Origin of the sequence: Methylobacterium sp. WCS2018Hpa-22 (assembly GCF_031843785.1) — a bacterium.
In the GTDB taxonomy this organism is placed as follows: Bacteria; Pseudomonadota; Alphaproteobacteria; order Rhizobiales; family Beijerinckiaceae; genus Methylobacterium.
This window is the reverse complement of record NZ_JAVTJA010000005.1, coordinates 128360-150804: the sequence shown is the minus strand read 5'-3', so window position 1 is coordinate 150804 and position 22445 is coordinate 128360. Positions and strand designations below refer to the sequence as shown.

General features: G+C 66.6%; 21 protein-coding genes. 11 read left to right on the top strand and 10 right to left on the bottom strand.

The window, feature by feature from the left end; genetic code table 11:
* Positions 1 to 5 precede the first annotated feature (5 nt).
* Positions 6 to 1226 (top strand): phosphopentomutase, encoded by a 1221-nt coding sequence (locus RQI43_RS08670; RefSeq protein WP_311274890.1) that lies wholly within the window; start codon positions 6 to 8, stop codon positions 1224 to 1226.
* A gap of 33 nt (positions 1227 to 1259) precedes the next feature.
* Here the strand turns inward: RQI43_RS08670 and RQI43_RS08665 are convergent, their stop codons facing one another.
* The 7 genes from RQI43_RS08665 to RQI43_RS08635 all read right to left on the bottom strand — a co-directional run bounded on the left by RQI43_RS08665 (position 1260) and on the right by RQI43_RS08635 (position 7694).
* Positions 1260 to 1685 (bottom strand): acyl-CoA thioesterase, encoded by a 426-nt coding sequence (locus RQI43_RS08665; protein ID WP_311274889.1) that lies wholly within the window; start codon positions 1683 to 1685, stop codon positions 1260 to 1262.
* 131 nt (positions 1686 to 1816) lie between these two features.
* Positions 1817 to 2341: a hypothetical protein gene (locus RQI43_RS08660; RefSeq protein WP_311274888.1), complete on the bottom strand. Its 525-nt coding sequence runs from the start codon at positions 2339 to 2341 to the stop codon at positions 1817 to 1819.
* 221 nt (positions 2342 to 2562) lie between these two features.
* The gene (locus RQI43_RS08655) at positions 2563 to 4296 is read right to left on the bottom strand and encodes a PQQ-binding-like beta-propeller repeat protein (protein WP_311274987.1); all 1734 of its coding nucleotides are present in this window, start codon (positions 4294 to 4296) and stop codon (positions 2563 to 2565) included.
* A 77-nt stretch (positions 4297 to 4373) separates the two neighbouring features.
* Entirely contained in the window at positions 4374 to 4934 is a 561-nt protein-coding gene (locus tag RQI43_RS08650; protein WP_207412675.1) for an ankyrin repeat domain-containing protein, read from the bottom strand.
* 29 nt (positions 4935 to 4963) lie between these two features.
* Complete coding sequence (locus RQI43_RS08645) at positions 4964 to 6022, bottom strand: SDR family oxidoreductase (RefSeq protein WP_311274986.1); 1059 nt, start codon at positions 6020 to 6022, stop codon at positions 4964 to 4966.
* Between the two features lie 128 nt (positions 6023 to 6150).
* Positions 6151 to 6981: a transglutaminase family protein gene (locus tag RQI43_RS08640; protein ID WP_311274985.1), complete on the bottom strand. Its 831-nt coding sequence runs from the start codon at positions 6979 to 6981 to the stop codon at positions 6151 to 6153.
* A 212-nt stretch (positions 6982 to 7193) separates the two neighbouring features.
* The gene (locus tag RQI43_RS08635; protein ID WP_056424800.1) at positions 7194 to 7694 is read right to left on the bottom strand and encodes a VOC family protein; all 501 of its coding nucleotides are present in this window, start codon (positions 7692 to 7694) and stop codon (positions 7194 to 7196) included.
* 77 nt (positions 7695 to 7771) lie between these two features.
* On the opposite strand from RQI43_RS08635, the gene uvrB reads away from it, so the two are divergent.
* From uvrB to RQI43_RS08620, 3 genes are all read left to right on the top strand, one after another.
* Positions 7772 to 10459 carry an excinuclease ABC subunit UvrB gene (uvrB, locus tag RQI43_RS08630; RefSeq protein ID WP_056424798.1) on the top strand — a complete coding sequence of 896 codons (2688 nt, stop codon included), beginning with the start codon at positions 7772 to 7774 and terminating at the stop codon, positions 10457 to 10459.
* Between the two features lie 106 nt (positions 10460 to 10565).
* Positions 10566 to 10865, top strand: coding sequence for a hypothetical protein (locus RQI43_RS08625; RefSeq protein WP_056424796.1), 300 nt, complete (start codon positions 10566 to 10568; stop codon positions 10863 to 10865).
* Positions 10866 to 10903: 38 nt separating this feature from the next.
* The gene (locus RQI43_RS08620; protein ID WP_311274887.1) at positions 10904 to 11653 is read left to right on the top strand and encodes a YidB family protein; all 750 of its coding nucleotides are present in this window, start codon (positions 10904 to 10906) and stop codon (positions 11651 to 11653) included.
* Between the two features lie 7 nt (positions 11654 to 11660).
* On the opposite strand, the gene mutM is transcribed toward RQI43_RS08620, so the two are convergent.
* On the bottom strand, positions 11661 to 12581 hold the full coding sequence (gene mutM / locus RQI43_RS08615; protein WP_207412635.1) for a bifunctional DNA-formamidopyrimidine glycosylase/DNA-(apurinic or apyrimidinic site) lyase: 921 nt from the start codon (positions 12579 to 12581) through the stop codon (positions 11661 to 11663).
* Between the two features lie 144 nt (positions 12582 to 12725).
* Between mutM and ubiE the strand changes: the two genes are divergently transcribed.
* The 4 genes from ubiE to RQI43_RS08595 all read left to right on the top strand — a co-directional run bounded on the left by ubiE (position 12726) and on the right by RQI43_RS08595 (position 17093).
* Entirely contained in the window at positions 12726 to 13499 is a 774-nt protein-coding gene (gene ubiE / locus RQI43_RS08610; RefSeq protein ID WP_056258230.1) for a bifunctional demethylmenaquinone methyltransferase/2-methoxy-6-polyprenyl-1,4-benzoquinol methylase UbiE, read from the top strand.
* 211 nt (positions 13500 to 13710) lie between these two features.
* Positions 13711 to 15267: a 2-polyprenylphenol 6-hydroxylase gene (ubiB, locus tag RQI43_RS08605; protein ID WP_056424785.1), complete on the top strand. Its 1557-nt coding sequence runs from the start codon at positions 13711 to 13713 to the stop codon at positions 15265 to 15267.
* Between the two features lie 99 nt (positions 15268 to 15366).
* Positions 15367 to 16638, top strand: a complete 1272-nt coding sequence (locus RQI43_RS08600; RefSeq protein ID WP_311274886.1) for a phosphopantothenoylcysteine decarboxylase — start codon at positions 15367 to 15369, stop codon at positions 16636 to 16638.
* A gap of 245 nt (positions 16639 to 16883) precedes the next feature.
* Complete coding sequence (locus RQI43_RS08595) at positions 16884 to 17093, top strand: hypothetical protein (protein WP_311274885.1); 210 nt, start codon at positions 16884 to 16886, stop codon at positions 17091 to 17093.
* A 22-nt stretch (positions 17094 to 17115) separates the two neighbouring features.
* Here the strand turns inward: RQI43_RS08595 and RQI43_RS08590 are convergent, their stop codons facing one another.
* Both RQI43_RS08590 and RQI43_RS08585 read right to left on the bottom strand, forming a co-directional pair.
* The gene (locus RQI43_RS08590) at positions 17116 to 17523 is read right to left on the bottom strand and encodes a VOC family protein (protein WP_056424778.1); all 408 of its coding nucleotides are present in this window, start codon (positions 17521 to 17523) and stop codon (positions 17116 to 17118) included.
* A 53-nt stretch (positions 17524 to 17576) separates the two neighbouring features.
* Positions 17577 to 18209, bottom strand: a complete 633-nt coding sequence (locus tag RQI43_RS08585; RefSeq protein WP_311274884.1) for a glutathione S-transferase family protein — start codon at positions 18207 to 18209, stop codon at positions 17577 to 17579.
* 459 nt (positions 18210 to 18668) lie between these two features.
* On the opposite strand from RQI43_RS08585, the gene rpsT reads away from it, so the two are divergent.
* From rpsT to dnaN, 3 genes are all read left to right on the top strand, one after another.
* A complete protein-coding gene (gene rpsT / locus RQI43_RS08580) occupies positions 18669 to 18935 on the top strand; it encodes a 30S ribosomal protein S20 (RefSeq protein ID WP_018042629.1) in 267 nt (88 codons plus the stop codon).
* A gap of 565 nt (positions 18936 to 19500) precedes the next feature.
* Positions 19501 to 21012, top strand: a complete 1512-nt coding sequence (dnaA, locus tag RQI43_RS08575) for a chromosomal replication initiator protein DnaA (RefSeq protein WP_207412677.1) — start codon at positions 19501 to 19503, stop codon at positions 21010 to 21012.
* A 286-nt stretch (positions 21013 to 21298) separates the two neighbouring features.
* Positions 21299 to 22420, top strand: a complete 1122-nt coding sequence (gene dnaN, locus RQI43_RS08570; protein WP_311274883.1) for a DNA polymerase III subunit beta — start codon at positions 21299 to 21301, stop codon at positions 22418 to 22420.
* Positions 22421 to 22445: the final 25 nt, after the last annotated feature.

The following is a 22445-nucleotide window of genomic DNA, read 5'->3' as shown; positions in this document are numbered from 1 at the left end:
GACCCATGGCGCGCGTCTTTCTCATCGTCCTCGATTCGGTCGGCATCGGAGGAGGGCCGGACGCTGCCCGCTACGGCGACGAGGGGTCGGACACGCTCGGCCATATCGCGGAATCCTGCGCCGCCGGGGCGGGCGATCGCGCGGGCCTTCGAGCCGGCCCCCTCGCTCTGCCGAACCTGACGCGTCTCGGCCTCGGTCTCGCCGCCGAGGGGGCGAGCGGCCGCATCCCGCCCGGGCTCGAGCCATCCGGTCCGGTCGATGGGGCCTACGGACATGCCGTCGAGACCGCGCCCGGCAAGGACACACCCTCCGGCCATTGGGAGATCGCGGGCGCCCCCGTCACCGAGGATTGGGGCTACTTTCCCGACAGGGTGCCGGCCTTCCCCGCCGCCCTCACTCAAATGCTGATCGAACGGGGCGAACTCCCCGGTATCCTCGGCGATTGCCACGCCGCCGGTATCCCGATCGTCGAGCGTCTCGGGGCAGAGCACGTCCGGACGGGCAAGCCGATCTGCTACACCTCGGCCGACAGCGTCTTCCAGATCGCCGCTCACGAGGAGACGTTCGGGCTGGATCGGCTCTACGAGCTCTGTCGGATCGCCCGCGAAATCTGCGACCCCTACCGAATCGGCCGGGTCATCGCCCGCCCCTTCCTCGGCTCGGAGGAGACCGGTTTCCAGCGTACCCCGAACCGCAAGGATTTCGCCACGCAGCCGCCGGGCGAAACCCTGCTCGACCGCCTCAGTGAGCGGGGACGCCCTGTGGTCAGCGTTGGCAAGATCGGCGACATCTTCGCCCACCGCGCCACGGGCCGCGAGATCAAGGCCGCCGGCAACGTTGCCTGCCTCGATGCGGCGCTGGCCGCGTTCCGCACCCTCCCCGAGGGCGGGCTGGTCTTCCTGAACCTGGTCGATTTCGACACGGAATACGGCCACCGCCGCGATGTGCCCGGCTACGCCGCCGAGCTGGAGCGTTTCGATGCGCGTGTGCCCGAGATCCATGCGGTGCTCGAGGCGGGTGATGTCTGCATCGTCACCGCCGACCACGGCAACGACCCGACATGGTCGGGGACGGAGCATACCCGCGAGCAGGTGCCGGTTCTGGCCTTCGGTCCCGGTCTCGGCGCCCGGTCACTCGGGCGTAGGGAGACCTTCGCGGATATCGGCGCCTCCATCGCGCGTCATCTCGGCATCGGCGAACTGGGACGCGGCACGTCGTGGTGGTGAGGCGGTCCCGCCCGAACCGGGTGGGATCGAAACTCAGACCTCCCAGGTCTCTTCCACCTCAGGCGGGATCGGCCTCGGGCGGCGGTCGCTGCCGATGGCGACGAAGGTGAACAGGCCTTCCGTCACCTTCATCGTAGTCTCGCTCTCGCGTTCGCGGCGCCAGACCTCGACCTGGATGCGAAGCGAGGTGCGGCCGACCTTCACGATCCAGGCATAGATGCTGACCTCGTCGCCGACGATGACCGGGCGATGGAAGGTCATGGCATCCACGGAGATCGTGGCGCAGCGGCCCCGCGCTCGCCGCGCGGCGACGTTACCCGCCGCCAGATCCATCTGCCCCATCAGCCATCCGCCGAAAATATCCCCGGCCGGATTGGTGTCCGCGGGCATCGCGATCGTGCGGACCACGGGGGAGCCGCGGTCGGTGGGCTGTCGTGGCTCGGAAACATCGGTCGACATGGGGTGGTGCGGTCTCTTGTGATCTCGGCTCTGCCAATGCAAGCGGCGCGCCGCCTGTGTCGTCCTGTCACATCCGGCCGGGCGCGAACAGGTGACCTGCTTGAAGGGTAATGGCGGTCGTCACGCCTTCATCACAGTCCGGACCGTCCCGTTCCTCCCGGCGGCGGCGAAGGCGGGCGCCTGCGCAGCATCACCGACCCGCCCGCCAGCAGCGCGATGCAGAGCAGGGCGTAGGGCAGGCCCAACAGCAACAGGAAGAACCCGGCGCTTGCCTCGCCACCACTGGCACCACCGGAATCCCGGTCGAGAAGCCAGCCCAGGACGCCCGTGACCGCCAGCAGGACGATGCCGTTCAGCAGGATGGCGCCCCCGACGGCGAGGCAGCCCCAGCCGATGCGTCGACGCTCGTCGCCCACGCGGGCAAGGAGGAGCGTCACGGCGATCACCACGCTGGCCTGAAGACCGATGGCGAGGAAGGGCAGCATGTCTAACGCCGGTCCCGGCCAGGTTATGGCGGCATCCCGCATGCCGGGGGTGGGCCGGACCATCATACCGATGAGGGCCGTCAGGGCGGGAAAGATCACCCCGCCGATCGCCCAGCCCACGAACAGGCCGAAGACGCTACTGATGACCCATCGCCGGGTGTTCGGGTTCATGCCGTCACTTCCTGCCGCCGGGCAAATACGATTGGCCCCGCTATCGACGACAGCACGCTACTCGCACGCCGTCTACGCGATGATAGCGATCCTCGACCCCCAACACGACGGTCAACCATCGTGCTGGCCAAGCTTGTGGGGGGAGCATGTCCGGCAAGGAGTCGATGACGGAGGCGCTCCTCGGCCCATCGAGGCGGATATGCGAAGTGACGAGATAACCGTCAGTCCGGCAGGGCAAACACGACGAGCGCGTCGCCGGTGCCGAAACCCGAGCCCTTGGTGAACGAGGCTCCGCCGGCCGCCACGGCCACGTATTGCCGGCCGTCCAGCGAATAAGTGATCGGCGGCCCGCCGATCCCGGCACCGCATTGGAACCGCCACAGCACCGTGCCGGTCGCCGCGTCATGGGCGTCGAGATGGCCGTCCTCCTCGCCGGAGAAGACCAGACCGCCGGCGGTGGCGAGCGTGCCGCCCGAAAGGCGGCTTCCCGCCTTTACCGACCATTTGATCGCGCCGCCCTTGGCGAGGTCGACAGCCGTGAGCGTGCTGAAGGAAGGCTCTCCCTTCGCCTCGCTCGTTTCGGTGAAACGGATCTGCGGCCTGCCGGCGGCGGCGGGAACAGTCCTCACCGTGTAGGTCGTCGCGCCGTGACGGACCTGGGCATAGGCCATGCTCGTCGTCGGATCGAAGGCGACCGGATGCCAGGAGATCGCCCCGAGGGGACCGGGGCTGACGACGGTTCCGGTCTCGGTGGGCGGTGCGTAGAGGTTCTTCTGAGTGGTCAGCGGCGCGGACTTGCCGAGGAGCGTGCCGGTCGCCCGGTCGTGGACGTAGAGCCAGCCGGTCTTGCTCGCCTCGGCGACCGCCTTCACCGGACCTTGCGGCGTCGCGTAATCGAGCAGGAAGGGCGGGCTCGCGACGTCGTAGCCCCATTCGTCATGGGGGACCTGCTGGTAATACCAGCGCAGCTTTCCGGTCTTCACTTCCAGGGCGACGAGGCTCATCGTGTAGAGGTTGTCGCCCGGCCGCGAGAGGCCGAAATTCTGCGGCGCGGGGTTGCCGGTGCCGACATAGATCAGGCCGAGATCGGCATCGTAGGCCGGGGTCATCCAGAGCGAGCCGCCGCCGACCTTCCAGGCCTCCCTGTGCCGGGGCGCGGCCGCCTTCTCGGCGGCGATATCGCGATTGAGCGGCACCCCATCGGCGGTCTTCTCCACGAAGCCGCCTTCCCAGCCGTCCTCCTTGGTCACGTACCAGCGCCAGCGCTCCTCGCCGGTGGCCGCATCGTAGGCAGCGAGCCAGCCGCGCCGGCCGTAGCCGCCCTCAATCCCGACCACGGCGCCGCCGTCGAGCCCGCCCTTTTCGTCCTCCACGTGGAGGCCGTAGCCGGCACCGGCCACGCCGACGATGACCAGTCCGTCGGCCACTAGGGGCGGCATCTTGAAACCGAGCCGGCTCGACCCCTGGATCGCGCCCGCGCCCAGCTTTCCCGCCAGATCGGACGCGGTCTCCGACTCGCCCTCCTCAGGGCGGACGGCCTCGTGGTCCCACAGGACCTTGCCGGTCTTGGCGTCGAGGGCGATGACCCGCCCGTCCATGGTCGCCTCGAAGACCTTGCCGCCCGAGACCGCGACGCCGCGATTCGAGGGCGGTCCGAAGATCTTCTCCGTCCGCGCCTTGTGGGTGTAGGTCCAGATCACCCGGCCGGTCTTCGCCTCCAGGGCAGCCACGTGGTTCTGCGTGGTGGAGACGTACATCACGCCGTCCACCACCACCGGCTCGGCCTGGAAGTAGCCGGTGATCCCGGTCTGGAAGATCCAGGCCGGACGTAGCTTGGCGACGTTGCCCCGGTCTATGTCCGTCAGCGGCGAGAAATGCCGGTTGGTATGGTCGCGGCCGAACATCGGCCATTCCTCGGCACGCGCTCCCGGGGAGATTGTCAGGGCGCCTACCATCAGCGGAAAGACGGAGCGGCGGAGCATCGCCAGCGATTTGATCATCCCGTCACGCCCCATCCATCGATCGGTTGGCTTCAGTCGACGCTCAGCCGGGCGAGCCGGATGGCCGCCTCGAGCTGAAACGGCGTGTCGGCGGCGTTCATGGAACGGGCGAGATCCGCAGCACTTTGCCCGTTGCCGTCGCGCCTGGCCGGGTCCGCACCCCGCGCCAGCAGGAGTTCCACCATCTCGGTGCGGTTGAACATCGCCGCCGTCATCAGCGCGGTGCGCGTGCCGGTTCCGGTGCCGTCGATAGTGGCGCCCTTCTCCAGCAGTAGCTCGACGATGGCCATGTCGCCCTTGAAGGCGGCGCCGGCGAGCGGGGTCTGTCCGCGGTCGTTGGAGAGTTCGGGGTCGCCGCCGTTCTCGAGGATGAGGCGCGTGGTCTCGACCTGCCCGTTATAGGCAGCCAGCATCAGCAGGCTGTCGCCCTTGTCGTTGAGGAGGTTCGCCGGGAGTCCCTGAGCGAATAGCTCTTCGAGCTCGTCCACATGCCCTGCCCGCGCATATTGGAAGACCCGGCCCGCGAAGGCCAGGGTCTCCGAGTCGAGTTCGGGAAGCGCAGGGTTGGGCGAAGCCGGCGTTTCGGATTGCATCGTCACTTTCTGTCTCAGTGAATGCTGTGTCAGGGAATGACTTTTTCGGTCCGCAACCGGCCGAACAGGTCGAGGAAACTGTCGTCGCTGGGCTGATAATCGAGGAAGCCGAGCCGGCGGCTGCGCGCCATGTCGGTGACCACCTCGATCGGTCGGCCGAGATCCGCATCGGTGTGCCATGCGGAGGCGAGACGGTCGAGGTCGGACTCGACCAACCCGTGGCGTTCAGCCAGATCCCTCCAGACCGGCCCGTCCTTGGCCATCTGCTCTTCGAGGGGTGTCGCCGCACCCGGATAGGGCGCCGGCTCCAGGCCGAACCATTCCGCGATGCGGCCCCACATCCACGACCAGCGGAAGACGTCGCCGTTGACCACGTTGAACGCGGTGTTCGCCGCGGCGGGATCGGTAGAGGCCCAGGCGAGATGACGGGCCAGCAGCCGCGCGTCGGTGACGTCGGTCAACCCGTTCCATTGCTGCGGTGAGCCCGGGAACAGGAACGGGCGTCCGGTCTCTCGACAGAGGGAGGCGTAGACGGCCAGCGTCACGCCCATGTTCATGGCGTTGCCGAGGGCATAGCCGACGATGGTGTGCGGACGGTGCACGCTCCAGCCGAACCCCTGGCGTTTGGCGGCAGCGAAGACCTCGTCCTCCTGTACGTAGTAGAAATTCTCCACCGGCAGACGGTCCTGGTCCTCGCGGAACGGCGTCTGCGGCAGCGTGCCTTTCCCATAGGCTTCGAAGGGCCCGAGATAATGCTTGAGGCCGGTCACCAGGGCCACGTGGCGCAACGGAGCCGCTTGCAGCGCGTCGAGAAGGTTGCGCACCATGGCGCCATTGACGCGGCAATTCTCGGCCTCGGTCGCCTGCCGCATCCATGTGGTGATGAAGACATGCGTCGGCGCGAGCTTGGACAAGGCCGCTTGCAGGGAGGCGGGATCGGTCAGGTCCGCCGTCACCGGGGTCACGCCCTCGATATCCACGGGCCGGCGCGCCAGGCCCAGGACGTTCCAGCCCTCGGCGACGAGGTGACGGGCGAGGTTGTTGCCGACGATGCCGCTCGCACCGGCGATGAGCGCCGTACCCTTGATCCTGTCCGACATGCTGTCTCCAATAGAGGTGCATTCCTCCTCGGCCTATCCGATGGAGGGACCGGCCGAAGAGGGAATGTGTCTATCGGAACGCGGGAGGCCGGATGTCGATCCGGCGTGGATCCGCTTCAGGCGATGGGGGTCAACTCGCCGGTCTCGCTGATCTCGTCGGTATGCACGTCGAAGCTCGCGAGCAGGGCCGTGCTGAAGCTCGTGGAGATCGCCACGTCGGTGGCGTCGCGGCCTCGCGCGATGAGGATGCGGCCGATGCGGCGCTTGTTGTTGCGGGCGTCGAAGGTGAACCAGCGCCCGTCGAGATAGACTTCGAGCCAGGCCGAGAAGTCGCCCGGCGGCACCACGGGCACGCCGATATCGCCGAGATAGCCCGTGCAGTAGCGGGCCGGGATGTTCATGCAGCGGCAGAAGGCGACGGCGAGATGCGTGAAATCGCGGCAGACGCCGATCTTCTGGGTGTAGGCTTCGAAAGCCGTGCGGGTGGCGTCGGCCTGCTGGTAATCGAACTTGATGTGCCGGTGCACGAAATCGTGGATCGCCTGGACCCGTGCCCAACCCTCGGGTGTGGTGCCGAAGAGACCCCAGGCGATGTTCGAGAGCTTGTCGGTCTCACAATAGCGGCTGCCGAGCAGGAACGGCATGACGTCGTCCGGAAGATCCTGCACCGGATACTGTTTCGCCTCGGGCACGAGTTCGTCGAGCTCGCCAGAATCCTCGACCATGAAATCGGCCGAGACCGTGATCCGACCACCGGGGGCGAGGATGCGGGTACAGACGTTGCCGAACGGATCGAGGTAGCTGTGAGCCTCCACCGGCGGCTCGATCGTCATCGTTTCCGGTGTCAGCAGATCACCAGCCCTGGATGGGTGGACGTTGAGCATCAGGGTGATCGGCGTCGGGCCGAACGTGTCGTAGCCGATCGTGTAGCCGGTCCGGATTTTCATGGGGTCGCTCGCATCGGGCAAAGGGGGGCGCGGCTCGTCTCCACCCGCCGCCGCCCTGCGCCCGAGACCGTGGGCCTCGAGCGAGCGGGTGGCGTCGAGGCGGCGACGATCTGGTGCCGCCATGCCCGCCTCGGCCGCCCCCGTTCGAGAGCGGCATCGTCTCGTCACTGGTTAGCACACGGAAAGGTTGCCACCTAACGTTTTGGTGCTCCTCAGGTTTCATCCAGGGCGGCCCGGAGATCGGCGAGGTCGAGGCGGCGGGTGAACATGGTGAGGCCGCCCTCGGCATCGCGCGGCCATTCCGCTTCCGGCCTGTCCCTGTAGAGTTCGACTCCGTTCATGTCCGGGTCGCGCAGGTACAGTGCCTCGCTCACACCGTGGTCGCTGGCCCCGTCGAGGGCGATGCCGGCCGCGTCGAGACGCTGCAGGGCATCGGCGAGGGAGGCGCGGGTCGGATAGAGGATTGCGAGGTGGAATAGGCCGGTCGTGCCGGGCGGCGGCGGGCTGCCGCCTTCGCTCTCCCAAGTGTTGAGCCCGATATGGTGGTGGTAATCCCCCGCCGCGATGAAGGCGGCCTGGGTGCCGTAGCGAGCCTTGAGGGAGAATCCGAGCACGCCGCAATAGAAGGCCAGGGCCCGGTCGAGATCGGCGACCTTGAGATGGACATGGCCGATCCGCGCCTGCGGATGGATCGGGTTCGACGTCGTCGTCATGATGGGTCTCGCTCCTGATTGGCGCGAAGCGATGGGCCGCCCTTTCCCCTTTCGTTCCGCGGGGCCATATTCCACCCATGCCTCCTGCGAACAAACCCCGCGTCTCCTCGGCGAAGGCTTCGAAGCCCGAGCTGAAACCGCTCGACGAGCACCTGGCCGCCCTGCTGAGCCCGGCGCTCAACCGTAACCGGCTGCCCGCGGTCGAGAATCCTGCGCCGCCGGCTCCGCCGAAGAAGCCCGGCAGGCCCAAGAAAGCCGCATCGCCGCCCGGCGGTTTCGGTGAAGCGCCGCAGGCCGGGTTTACCCTCGGCGACGCGGCCGAGGTCGACCCACGCCTCGCCCAGGCGCTGGGAATCACGCCGCCGGAAGACGGTCCGGCACCCGAGGCGCTGGCGAACGAGGATGAAGGTTCGCTGGCCACCGACGGCGTATCCGCCACGGTGGATGCCCTCTCGCGCCTCCTCACCGAGGGCAACCCGCTGTTCCGGGATGGCAAGACCTGGGCGCCGCATCGCCCGGAGCGGCCGAAGAAATCCGAGGGCGGCCTCGCCTTCACGTTGAAATCCGAGTTCGAGCCGGCGGGCGACCAGCCGCGCGCCATCGCCGAACTGGTGGAAGGGGTGAACAAGAACGAGCGCGATCAGGTGCTGCTCGGCGTCACCGGCTCCGGCAAGACCTTCACCATGGCCAAGATCATCGAGGCGACGCAGCGCCCCGCCCTGATCCTGGCGCCGAACAAGACCCTGGCGGCGCAGCTCTACGGCGAGTTCAAGAGCTTCTTCCCCGACAACGCGGTGGAGTATTTCGTCTCCTACTACGATTACTACCAGCCCGAGGCCTACGTGCCGCGCTCCGACACGTTCATCGAGAAGGAATCCTCGATCAACGAACAGATCGACCGGATGCGCCACTCGGCCACCCGCGCTCTGCTCGAGCGCGACGACGTCATCATCGTCGCCTCGGTCTCGTGCATCTACGGTATCGGCTCGGTGGAGACCTACACCGCCATGTCGTTCACGGTGTCGCTGAACGAGCGGATCGAGCAGCGCCAACTGGTCGCCGACCTCGTGGCGCTCCAATACAAGCGCATCCAGTCCGACTTCGCCCGCGGCACCTTCCGGGTGCGCGGCGACGTGATCGAACTCTGGCCTGCCCACTTGGAGGATCGCGGCTGGCGCATCGGCCTGTTCGGCGACGAAATCGAGTCGATCACCGAATTCGATCCGCTCACCGGCAAGAAAATCAATGACCTCAAATTCGTGAAGGTCTACGCCAACTCGCACTACGTCACGCCGCGTCCGACCCTCCAGCAGGCGATCAAGGGCATCAAGACCGAGCTGAAGCTTCGGGTGGACGAGCTGACCAAGATGGGCCGGCTCATCGAGGCGCAGCGGATCGAGCAGCGCTGCACCTTCGACATCGAGATGATCGAGGCGACGGGCGCCTGCAACGGTATCGAGAACTATTCGCGCTACCTCACCGGCCGCAAGCCCGGCGAGCCGCCGCCGACGCTGTTCGAATACCTGCCCGACAATGCCATCGTCTTCACCGACGAGAGCCACGTCACGGTTCCGCAGATCGGCGGCATGTACAAGGGCGACTTTCGCCGCAAGGCGACGCTGGCCGAATACGGTTTCCGCCTGCCCTCCTGCCTCGACAACCGCCCGCTCCGTTTCGAGGAATGGGACGCCATGCGACCGCAATCGGTCCACGTCTCGGCGACCCCGGCGAAATGGGAGATGGAGCAGACTGGCGGCGTCTTCGCCGAGCAGGTCATCCGCCCCACCGGCCTCGTCGATCCGGTGATCGAGATCCGCCCTGCCCGCTCTCAGGTGGACGATCTGTTGGGCGAAGTGCGCGAGGTCGCACAGGCAGGCTACCGCACGCTGGTGACGACGCTGACCAAGCGCATGGCCGAGGACCTGACCGAGTATTTGCACGAGAACAGCGTCCGCGTGCGCTACATGCACTCGGATATCGACACGCTGGAACGGATCGAGATCATCCGCGACCTGCGGCTCGGCGCCTTCGACGTGCTCATCGGCATCAACCTGCTGCGCGAGGGCCTCGACATCCCGGAATGCGCCCTCGTGGCGATCCTCGACGCCGACAAGGAAGGCTTCCTGCGTTCCGAGACCTCGCTGATCCAGACCATCGGCCGCGCCGCCCGCAATGCCGACGCCCGTTGCATTCTCTACGCGGACAACATCACCGGCTCGATGGAACGGGCCATGGCGGAGACCGAGCGCCGCCGCCAGAAGCAGCTCGCCTATAACGAGGAACACGGCATCACGCCGCAGAGCGTGAAGCGCGGAATCTCCGACATTCTCAGCAGCGTGTTCGAGGGCGACCACGTCCAGGTCGATACGGGTCTGGCCAAGAACGCGGCCACGATCGGCCACAACTTCAAGGCCGTCATGGCCGATCTCGAGAAGCGCATGCGCACGGCCGCCGCCGATCTCGATTTCGAGGAAGCGGCGCGCCTGCGCGACGAGCTGAAGCGCCTCCAGGCGACGGAGCTCCTGCTTTCCGACGACCCTATGGCGCGCCAGGGTGACGTGGAGCGCGATGCCGGAAAGTACGGCGCGAAGCGGAGTCGTATCTCGAAGCCGAGCCTCGACAGTATGGGCCCGGGCACCGACCGCGAATTACCCGTGGGAGGCGAAGCGCCCCTCTGGGCCGAGCGCCCGAAGGCGCGCTCGACCCAGGGGCTCGGCGGCCAGAAGCCGAAATACAAGGGCGGCGGCGGGCGCAAGCGCGACTGAAACCCGCACCGGCGTCGGAACCCCCGGCCTAGGCTCGGGCTTGGAGAAGCATGTGACGGCGCCCGAACCCGGGCGCCCCCGTGCCTCGAACCGACGGAGCAATCCCATGCGCAAGGAACCTCTCATCCGGGCGAGCCTGCTCCTCGCTGCCGGCATCTTCCTGGTGCAGACCGCGCCTGCCCAGGCAATCTCCGATCGCCGCGACCAACCGACGGCCGCCGACGTGCCGTCGGAAACCCGATCCGGCGAGACATCCGGTTCGAAGCCCATCGGCGACGTGAAGCCGCCGAGCGCCATCCGCCCCACGACGGCTGTGACCGAGGATGACGGCAAGTCGTCTCGGACCAACCCGCTCGATCATCTGCCCGCGCGCGACCGCGCCGGGACCGGCGGACGCCGGGAATAGAATTCGCCGTCAAGGCTCGCTGCTCAGGAGGAACGACCATGGGATTACTCGATCAGGTCATCGGCGGTGTGCTCGGCAACGTCCTCGGCGGTGGCCGGGGCAGCGATCACCAGCAAGGCGGCGGTTCCGGTGGCGGAGCGCTCGGAGGCTCCCTGTCACCCATCGTGCAGGCTTTGCTGATGCTGCTCCTGCAGAAGGGCGGCGGCGGGTTGAGCGACATCCTCGGCGGCGGTCGGGGAGGCCAGCCGGAAATGGAGCAGGGCCGGCGCGGGCCGCCCGAGCCCTATGACGACGGCGACCAGGGCGGCTTCAACCAGGACCCTTACAATGAGGGCCGAGACCGTGGCGGCTATGGCGGCGGATCACGCGGATCGTCGCCGGAAGGCGATTTCAGCGACCTGTCGGGGATGCTCGACGGACCCGGCGGCGGCCAGGGCTACCAGGGCTCTCGCGATCAGGGTCATTCCTCCGGCGCGGGGCCTTACAGCCGCCTCGACCAGGAGCAGGGCGACGATCTCGGTGGGTTCGACGGGTTGATCGACCGGCTCCAGCGGGGCGGTCTCGGCGACGCCATCGGTTCCTGGATTGGGCATGGACAGAACCAGCCCGTCGAGCCGAACCGGCTCGCGGACGCCCTCGGTTCGGACACGGTGAACACGCTGCAGAGCCGCACCGGCCTCTCCCGCGACGATCTGCTGTCACAGCTTGCCCAGGCGCTACCGGGCGTCATCGACGGACTGACCCCGCAAGGACGGAAGCCGGATCCCGAGGAGCGTCGCGGCTGGTAATACCGAGTCAGGCCCGGCGAACAGCAGGTTTGCCGGGCTTCGCAGGCTGGCAGGTCGCACAATAGAACGTCGAGCGTCCCGATTGCACGATCCGCGCTATGGTGCCGCCGCAGCCTTTCGCCGTGCAGGGTTCGCCGGTGCGGTCGTAGACCCGGAACGCATGCTGGAACGAGCCCGACCCGCCATCGGTATGGGCATAGTCGCGCAGGGTGGACCCGCCGGCGGCGACGGCCTCGGTGAGCACGTCGCGGATCATCCGTGCGAGCAACCGCGCTTTCGTCGTCGGGCGCCCATCGTCTTTCGCCAGGATTCCCGCCGGCAATTCGGGATGCAGCCCGGCGCGGTGAAGCGCTTCGCAGACATAGATGTTGCCGAGACCGGCAATCAGCCGCTGATCGAGGAGAGCGGCCTTCAGCGGCGTAATCTTGTTGCGGAAGAGGAGCGCCAGGCTCTCCGGGCTCATGGCCTCGCTCAGCGGCTCGATCCCCATCGCGGCGAAATGCTTACAGCCGGCGAGGTCCAGGGTCGGCACGAGATCCATGAAGCCGAAGCGGCGCGCGTCGTTATAGGTGACGGTGGCGCCGTTCGACATCGCCATCACCACATGGTCGTGCTTGGCGTTGCCGAGTGCCCCTTCGAGATAGAAATCTCCCGGCGAGACGTTTCTCCCGTCCGGCAAGGCCACGTCGAAGCGCCCGCTCATGCCGAGATGCAGGATCAGCGTCTCTCCCGTGTCGAGACCGGCGGTGAGGTATTTCGCCCGTCGCGCCAGATCGGTCACCGTGGCGCCTTCGAGCCGCTGGGCGAAGCGCTCGGGGAAGGGAAACCGCAGGTTCGGCCGGCGCAGGGTCACGCGGGAGAATCGTGCACCCACCATGGCGGGGGAAAGCCCGCGACGGACGGTTTCGACTTCGGGCAGTTCTGGCATGGAGGGGGCGAGGCTCTGGATCGGGGGACGGCGCCGACACGGCGAGGGTCGGCATCCGCCACCGATCGTCATGCACCTGTCTAACCCGGCACATGGCGATCCTTGCCGGCTTTCGCTATGACGCTCGCGCAAGAGGATGGTGACATGAGTTCGGCCGAGCGTTCGAAGGACGAGACCAGCACGCATTTCGGGTTCGAGCAGGTTGCGCTCGACGAGAAGCAGGGGCGTGTCGACGACGTGTTCCGCTCCGTGGCGAAACGCTACGACCTGATGAACGACTTGATGTCGGGCGGGCTCCACCGCGCCTGGAAGTCGCATCTCATCTCGATGCTGCGGCCACCACGCAACCGGCCTTTCCACCATCTCGATGTGGCCGGCGGCACCGCCGACATCGCTTTCCGCTGCCTGGAGGCGGGGGGTCCCGAGACCCATGTCACAGTGCTCGACATCAACGAATCGATGCTGCGGGTCGGCGCCGAGCGGGCCGGCCACCGCTATGACGGGCGGATCGATTTCGTCACCGCGAATGCCGAGTCGCTTCCCCTGCCGAACGAGGCGTTCGACGCCTACACCATCGCGTTCGGCATTCGGAACGTGCCCCGGATCGACCTTGCCCTGGCCGAGGCGCGCCGCGTCCTGAAGCCCGGCGGGCGCTTCTTGTGCCTCGAATTCTCCAAGGTAGACCTGCCGGTCCTCGACCGGATCTACGACGCCTATTCGTTCCACGTAATTCCTCGCTTGGGCGCCAGCGTGGCCGGCGACGCGGATTCCTACCGGTATCTCGTGGAATCCATCCGCAAATTCCCGACCCCTGGTCGATTTGCCGGCATGATCGAGGAAGCCGGGTTCAAGCACGTCACCCACCGGCCCCTGTCCGGCGGGATCGTGGCGATCCATTCCGGCTGGAAGATCTCGTGAAACCAGAACGGATCGATCTGCCCGATCTGGTCTTACACAGCTCCCTCATCCTGAGGTGCCGCGATAGCGGCCTCGAAGGAGGCCTCCAGATCGCAGGGCGGCCTCTGGAAACCTCCTTCGAGGCCGCCGCCGAGCGTCGGCACCTCAGGATGAGGTTCAGTGGTGGGCCGAGTGCTGGTCCTGCCGTGATCACGCACGTCGAAAGCATCCCATGCTAGGCGCCATCGTCTATCTCATCCGTGGTGCCGGGGTCGGCTTTGTGCTGGCGCGCGAAGGCGGGCTGTCGTTCATCGACCCCACCGAGCTGCCGCCGCATCTTCGCCTCGCCCTGAAGCTCGGGCGGATGCTGGAACGGCCGGGCCTCGGTGCAGGGGCGGGTCCGTTGCAGCGCGCTCTGACACGGCTCGGCCCCTCCTACGTCAAGTTCGGCCAGTTCCTGGCGACGCGGCCCGACATCGTCGGCATGAATGCAGCCCTCGATCTCGAGAAGCTGCAGGACCGGGTTCCGCCTTTCCCACAGGAGCAGGCGATCCGCGTGGTCGAGGCCGCCTTCGGCAAGCCGGTCCGCGAACTGTTCCTGTCCTTCAGCGAGCCCGTGGCCGCCGCGTCCATCGCCCAGGTCCACAAGGCCCATATCCTCGACGCGAACGGCGTCGAGCGGGTGCTGGCTGTGAAGATCATGCGGCCGGGCGTGCGGGAGCGGTTCCAGCGCGATCTTCAGGTGATGCGGTTCATGGCCCGCGTGGTCCATGCCCTGTCGCCGAAGGCCGAGCGCCTGCGCCCGCGCGACGTGGTCGAGATCCTGGCCCGCTCCGTGATGATGGAGATGGATTTCCGGCTCGAAGCCGCGGCCATGTCCGAGCTGGCGCAGAACACCAAGGACGATGCCGATTTCCGCGTGCCGAAGCCCGAATGGGAGCTGACCGCGCGGGACGTCCTGTCGAGCGAGTGGATCGAGGGCATCCGGCTCAATGATCGCGCCGCCATCGTCGCCGCCGGCCACGACCCCAAGGCGCTCGGCCTTGCGGTCATCCAGTCCTTTCTACGGCAGGCGATTCGCGACGGCTTCTTCCACGCCGACATGCATCCCGGAAACCTGTTCGTGGATGCGAGCGGCACGCTTGTGGCGGTCGATTTCGGCATCATGGGCCGGCTCGGGATCATGGAGCGGCGCTTCCTCGCCGAGATCCTGCTCGGCTTCATCCTGCGCGACTACAAGCGCGTGGCGCAGGTGCATTTCGAGGCGGGCTACGTGCCGGCCCACCATTCGGTGGAGGATTTCGCCCAGGCCATCCGCGCCATCGGCGAGCCGATCCACCAGCGACGGGCCGACGAGATCTCGATGGCCAAGGTGCTGACCCTTCTCTTCGACATCACTGCCCTGTTCGACATGAGCACGCGCACCGAACTGGTGATGCTGCAGAAGACCATGGTGGTGGTGGAGGGCGTCGCCCGGTCCCTCGACCCGCAGCTCGACATGTGGACCGGGGCGGAGCCGGTGGTCCGCTCGTGGATCGCACGCAATCTCGGCCCCCTCGGGCGAATCGAGGGTGCGGGACGTGCGGCCCTGACATTGTCCGACGTCGTCACCGACCTGCCCGATCTCGCCCAGCGCCTGCGCCGGATTCTCGTGCGTCTCGACGAGAGCGGAACCGGCGACCGCAAGGCTCTGGAGAGCATCGCCCGCAAGGAGCGTCGCCGGGCGCTCTGGTCCACGGCGGCGCTCTGGGCCATCGCGGTAGGCGCGCTGGTGATGGCGTTCCGGTAAGGGCCGGGTGAACGGGGTGGCGCGGACACCGCTGTTGTAGTCGCAGTGCCATATCCGTTCGCTGTGGACGATCACGAAGCGCGGGAGTAGCCCTCCATCATGACCCTCCCCCTCCAGAACCGACGCATCCTGCTCGTCATCGGTGGCGGTATTGCCGCCTATAAGTCGCTGGACCTGATCCGCCGCCTCCGCGAGCGCGGGGCGCGGGTGCGTCCGCTGCTCACGTCGGGGGCACAGGAATTCGTGACCCCCCTCGCCGCTGCCGCCCTCGCCGGGGAGCGTGCCCATACCGACCTGTTCGACCGGGCGGAGGAGGCCGATATCGGCCATATCAAGCTGGCACGCGATGCGGATGCCATTGTGGTCGCGCCCGCCACCGCTAACCTGATGGCACGGATGACGAGCGGCGACGCCTCGGATCTCGCCTCCACGGTTCTCCTGGCGACGACCCTCCCGATCCTGATCGCTCCGGCGATGAATGTCCGCATGTGGCAGCATCCGGCGACGCGTCGGAATCTCGCGACCCTGAAGGGCGACGGTGTCCGGGTGGTCGGACCCAATGACGGCGCCATGGCGGAAGCGGAGTTCGGTCCGGGCCGCCTCGCGGAGCCCTTGGAGATCGCCGACGCGGTCGAGGCCATGCTCGGTGAAATCTCGAAGGCATCCTCGGCGGCGACCGGGGGATTCGGATTTCTGGCCGGTCGTTCGCCGCAGAAGCCTCTCGCGGGCCGGCGCGTCCTCGTGACGTCCGGTCCGACGCATGAACCGATCGACCCCGTGCGCTACCTCGCCAACCGCTCGTCGGGGCGACAGGGCCATGCCATCGCCGCCGCTGCCGCAGAAGCGGGCGCGGAGGTCACGCTGATCTCCGGTCCCGTTTCCATCGCCGATCCGAAGGGCGTCACGATGGTGCGTGTGGAGACCGCGCGGGAGATGCTGGCGGCGGTGGAGGCCGCCCTCCCCGCCGACCTCGCCATCTTCGCCGCTGCAGTGGGGGACTGGCGCCCGGCACAGGATCACGCGTCCAAGATCAAGAAGGACGGGGCGGCCGTGCCTCCCCTCTCGCTTGTGGAGAATCCGGACATTCTCGCCACCATCGCCCAGCGCAGTGAAGGACGCCCGACGCTGGTGGTCGGCTTTGCCGCCGAAACAGATTCGGTGATCGCTCATGCCCGGGCGAAGATCGCCCGCAAGGGCTGCGATCTGCTCGTCGCCAACGATGTCTCCGCCGAGGGCGGTGTCATGGGCGGCACCGCCAACACCATCCATCTGCTCGACCGGGATGGGGGTCTGGAGACATGGCCGACCCTCGACAAGGACGAGGTCGGGCGACGACTGGTGGAGCGCTTCGCCGCGCGGCTTGCATCGTGATGCGGATCAATCCCGCGGATGCCACGTTAAGGCTTGACGAACCCTTCGCACCGCATCATGTGGGCGCAACCGCCGTTGCCCGGCATATGCTCGGCTCGGTGGATCACAGGAACTTTCGAACCCAATGCCCAGCGACAGTAGTCGATGGACCGCGCCGACTTCGGCCGACAGCGTGTTGAGCGCCTGATCGCTTGATCGGGTTCACCCGCGATCGGCCCTGACGGCCGGTCGAACGAGGTGAGCCCATGACCTTCCAGACCCTTGCTTTCCGCCGTGCCCGCTCGCGCGCTGCTTCGCCCTCCCGCGACAACAGCGTGGCGTTGATCCTTCTCGTGATGATGACCCTGGTCTTCGCACCCGTCGTCGGCATGCATCTGGTGGCGGCCTTCGCCCCCTCTTCGCTTCCTTCGACGATGATGACGCGCTCGACCGGCACGGCGATACCGCCGGGCTGAGCCCGGCGGCCGGATGCACGTCTCAGGATTGCGGCGGAATGGCTGCCGGATCCATATGCATCAGCTCCCAGACGTGGCCATCCGGATCCTGGAACGAGCAGCCATACATGAAGCCGTAATCCATGTTCGGCTTCCAAGGCTTGGCCCCGGCCGCCAGCGCCTTGGCCAGGGTATCGTCGACCTCCTGACGTGATTCGCAGGAGAGACAAGTCAGCACTTCGGTGGCCTTCGATGCATCGCAGATGTCGCCGGTGATGAAGTCACGGAAGCGCGCTTCCGTCAGCAGCATCACGAAAATGCTGTCCGACACCACCATGCAGGCCGCACTCTCATCGGTGAACGCCGGATTGAACGTGAAGCCCAGGGCGTCGAAGAACGTCTTCGAGGCTTCGAGATCCTTCACCGGCAGATTGACGAAGATCATCCGCATGTCTGTGGCTCCTTCTCATGAAACCGATGTGCATGGTGGGTCGCGAACAGTGATCAGTCCGCTTCTTGCTGCTTGGCCGCGAGGGCGAATTCGTCGGCCGTGATCTTGCGGAAGGAGGGGCGATCCTTGATCCGGGCCACGTAGGCGACGATCACGGGTTCTTCCGGGACGAGTTTGAACGCGGTCATCCAGCCGAGTGCGGCACCCCAAAGGATGTCGGCGGCGCTGAATCGCTCGCCCAGAAGATACGGCCCCTTCGACAGGCCCGCGACGATGCTGTCGAGAACCGCGTCGAAGCTGCCATAGGGCGACATCGCCATCGGGCCCGGTTCTCTTTCGAGCGCGCGGTCGATCACCGCCGGCTCGAAGCACGACCCGTAAAGGATCATCCAACGAAGATAGGGACCGCGCAGCGGGTCCCCGACCGGCGGCGCGAGGCCCTTCTGGGCGAACTCGTCGGCGAGATAGAGATAGATCGCGGCCTGCTCGGTGATGACCGCATCCCCGTGCCGGATGGCGGGGACTTTCCCCAGGGGATTGATCGCCAGATAGGCGGCCTGGCGATGCTCCCCCGCCCGCATATTGAGGACGTGCAGGCGATAGGGCACCGCGAGCTCGTCCAGCAGAATTCGGACGCCAGACGAGCGCGTGTTGGGTGAATGATAGAGCGTGATGTCGGAGGTCATCTATTCCGTTTCGCGTGCGAATCGTGGAAGGCCACTTTCTCCGAAGCCCGGTCCCGGTCAAACGTCGTCTCATCGTCGAGCGAAAAAAGACAGTCGCCGGATGATCGTGTCGGGAACGAGAGGGCTGTGTCGGGGCGCCCCGTTCGACTGTCGAGGCTGCGGATAACCTGTTCGTAGTCCGATACAATACTTGCTGTCAGCCGATTGTTTTGTTCGACCGGCGTCATTCAGTGCGGAATGTCGATGGCCCGAGCGAGGGTTCGGCAGCATCGGCGGTACGGACATTCGCGCCTGTCGCGTTGACGGAATGCCGGGGCGTGTCTATAGAGCGCGCTTCGCCGACAGGCCGCACTCACGCAGCCCGTCGGCTTCGCCATTGCCCGAACAACCTTCGCGCGTAGACCGACACACCAAGCCCGCGGGCTCGTCGGCATCGCCCTACATGAACGAGGATGCCCCATGGCCAACACCGTGTCGGCCAAGAAAATGACCCGCAAGATCGCGAAGCGGACCGCTGTGAACCGCTCGCGCCGCAGCCGTATGCGTACCTTCCTCCGCAAGGTCGAAGAGGCGATTTCCGGCGGCGACCAGTCCGTTGCGCTGACCGCCCTGCGGGCAGCCGAGCCCGAGATCATGCGGGCCGCTCAGCACGGCATCGTTCATAAGAACAACGCCTCCCGGAAGGTTTCGCGCCTCGCGGCGCGGGTCAAGGCTCTCGCAGCCTGATCCCTTCCTTCCTTGGATGACGCGAAAGAAGCCCGGCCTCAGTGCCGGGCTTCTTTCGTTTCAGGCCGTGTTTTCCCGCCTCTGTCCCAATGCTTCCGTCGTGCGAGCCCGCCGGATGTTTCGTCGCGGGTCATTGCCATCCCGGACTGTCCGGTGGGCTGTTGGTCGCTCCAATCCGAGTCGAACCGTTAACCCTACTTGCGAATCTGCCGTGTTGCGGAGTCTAGGAGGGCTGTGTAGATTAATGATGTCTCGCCAAAAGCGGGAAAATTCACACTTAATTCAAACCTATCCGAATCGTCCGCAAGGTTTCGGGCGGCTCAGGACTCGGTGCGGATCAGCGAGACTCTCAGGGCACCTCACGCTGCTTTCCCCGCAACCCCCGTTGTTAGGAGAACCGTAGCTTATTGTTGATAGGGTCTTCTCATCGGCAAAAGCCTGCGGTGGAGGTGTTGACTCCGCCGGATCTCTATGGGTTCCGCGAATTCCTTGCGGGGCGTGAAGTCAGTCCAGTGTGCGTACGTTCCGGGCGGCGGCTTCCGCCCTCGGCGCGAGGAGAGCGATGATGCATGTCGACGGTAGCGTGGCGGGTAACGCCGAGACCGGCATGAGTGGCGCAGGGGGATCGGACACGGTTGCTGCCTGGGCGCGCGTGAAGCGGCGCCTGCGGGCGGAACTGGGCGAAGACGTCTTTGCCAGCTGGTTCGCGCGTCTCGAATTGGTGGAGGTGGTCTCCGGGACCGCCCGCCTCAGCGTGCCGACTCGGTTCCTCAAGAGCTGGATCGAATCCCATTATCTCGACCGTGTCCTGGCCACGTTCCGCAGCGAAGTCGAGAGCGTCTCGCTCATCGAGGTGGGCGTTCGCGGGGCCGGTGCTCCCCCACGCGTCGTTTCGGGTGCGGTCAAGTCCTCGGCTCCCGCGAGTCCCCTCGCCCGTCTCCAGGCCGCCAGCAGCGCGCAGCCCTCATCCGGCGAGATGAGCTTCCCGGCCGAGGCGGAATCCTCCTCTCAGGCGCGCGGCGAAGCCTCCGGTGACCTCAACGGCGCGCCCCTCGACAATCGCCTCACCTTCGCGAGCTTCGTCGTCGGGCGATCCAATGCCCTGGCACACGCCGCAGCCGAGCGCGTGGCCCGTCATGACGGCCAGGGTGCCCTCTACAATCCGCTCTATTTCCATGCCGGCGTCGGCCTGGGTAAGACCCACCTTCTCCACGGAATCGGCCACGCCGCGCGCGAATCCGGCCGCCGGGTGATCTACCTCACCGCCGACCGCTTCATGTACGGCTTCGTCAACGCGCTGAAGACCCAGAGTGCGCTCGCCTTCAAGGAGAAACTGCGCGCCATCGATCTGCTGATCCTCGATGACGTCCAGTTCATTCAGGGCAAGTCGATTCAGGCTGAGTTCGGGCACACGATCAACTCGCTCATCGATGCGGGCCGTCAGGTCGTCGTCGCCTCGGATCGTCCGCCCACCGAACTCGAAGCCCTGGAAGAGCGGGTGCGGTCGCGCCTGGCTGGCGGCCTCGTGGTCGAGATCGGCACGCTGGACGAGCAGCTGCGCATGTCGATCCTGTCCGCACGGCTGGCCGCTGTGCGGGTGGCGCATCCGAATTTCGAGGTGTCGCCCACCGTCGCCACCTATGTCGCCCGTGCGATCACCGCCAATGGCCGCGATCTCGAAGGCGCCGTGAACCGGCTTCTCGCCCATGCCACGCTCACCGGCACCGCCGTGACCATGGAGACGGCGGAGACGGCGATCCGGGACCTCGTGAAGAACCGCGAGCCGAAGCGCATCAAGATCGAGGACATTCAGAAACTGGTCGCCTCGCGCTACAACGTCTCGCGTTCGGACATCCTGTCGGAGCGGCGGACCGCCGCCGTGGTCAAGCCGCGCCAGATCGCGATGTACCTCTCCAAGGTGCTGACCCTGCGGTCGCTGCCCGAGATCGGCCGCCGCTTTGGAGGGCGCGACCACACCACCGTGCTCCACGCGGTCCGCAAGATCGATAAGCTGATCGGCGAGGACAATGTGCTGAACGACGAGGTCGAGCTCCTCAAGCGGATGCTGCAGGACTGAAAGCCTGGACGAGGCGAAGCCGCATGAGCAGCTTCGCCTCGAGCTCGAGCGAAAGCTCCGGTTCGCGGTCACCGGCATTGCCGACCGAGGGCGTCGAAGAAAGCCGGGGCAAGCGCTCGGAGCGGTTGCCCTGGAGGACGTCTCTTCCGCATTGCCCTGGATAGAGCGTTTCGCGCTCTTGCGTTCGGACAGGGCCTTCGCCAAGTTCACCGGCCAAGCCGCCGGCTCCATCCGTCATCGTTTTCGGGGTCGGCGACGTTTTTCCGACTGACCACGAGTTGTTGCGATGAAAGTCACTGTCGAGCGCGCGGCCCTCCTTCGATCGCTCGGCCACGTGCATCGTGTGGTTGAGCGGCGCAATACGATTCCGATCCTCTCCAATGTGCTCCTGCGCAGCGGAACCGACGGATTGGAGTTGAAGGCGACCGATCTCGACATCGAGGTGACGGAATCCGTGCCGGCCGACATCGTCGATCCGGGCGCCACCACGGTGCCCGCCCATGTGATCTACGACATCGTACGCAAGCTCCCCGACGGGGCGCAGGTCTCGCTGGAGACCAGCGGCGAGACCGGGCAGATGACGATCCGTTCCGGCCGCTCGCGCTTCTCCCTCGGTGCCCTGCCCGAAGGTGACTTCCCCGATCTCGCCGCCGGCGAACTCGGCACCAGCTTCGCCATCGGCGCGAGCGACCTCAAGCGTCTGATCGAGAAGACCCAGTTCGCCATCTCCACGGAAGAGACGCGGTACTACCTCAACGGGATCTACCTCCACACGATCGATGTCGACGGCGCCCTCAAGATGCGTGCGGTCGCCACCGATGGCCATCGCCTCGCCCGCGTCGAGATCGACGCTCCCGACGGCAGCCGTGGCATGCCGGGCATCATCGTGCCGCGTAAGGCCGTGGCGGAGATTCAGAAGCTGGTGGAGGATGGCGGCGAGACCGTCGAGATCGACCTGTCGCCGGCCAAGATCCGCTTCCGCTTCGCCAGCGGCGTGACGCTGATCTCCAAGCTCATCGACGGCACCTTCCCCGACTACCAGCGGGTGATCCCGTCGGGGAATGACAAGTTTCTCACGGTGCAGCGCGACGAGTTCGCCCGTGCGGTCGACCGTGTCTCGACGATCTCGTCCGAGCGCGGCCGCGCGGTGAAGCTCGCCGTGCAGGAGGGCCGCCTCGCCCTTTCCGTCAACAACCCGGATTCCGGCAGCGCCACGGAAGAGCTCGACGTCGATTACGAGGCCTCCGCCCTCGATATCGGCTTCAACGCTCGCTACCTCCTCGACATCACGAGCCAGCTCGAGGGCGACACAGCTCTGTTCAAGCTCGCCGATCCCGGCTCGCCGACCCTGATCCAGGACCGCGAGGGCGCCTCGGCGCTGTATGTGCTGATGCCGATGCGGGTGTGATCGAGGTCGTTTCGCCGATTACCCT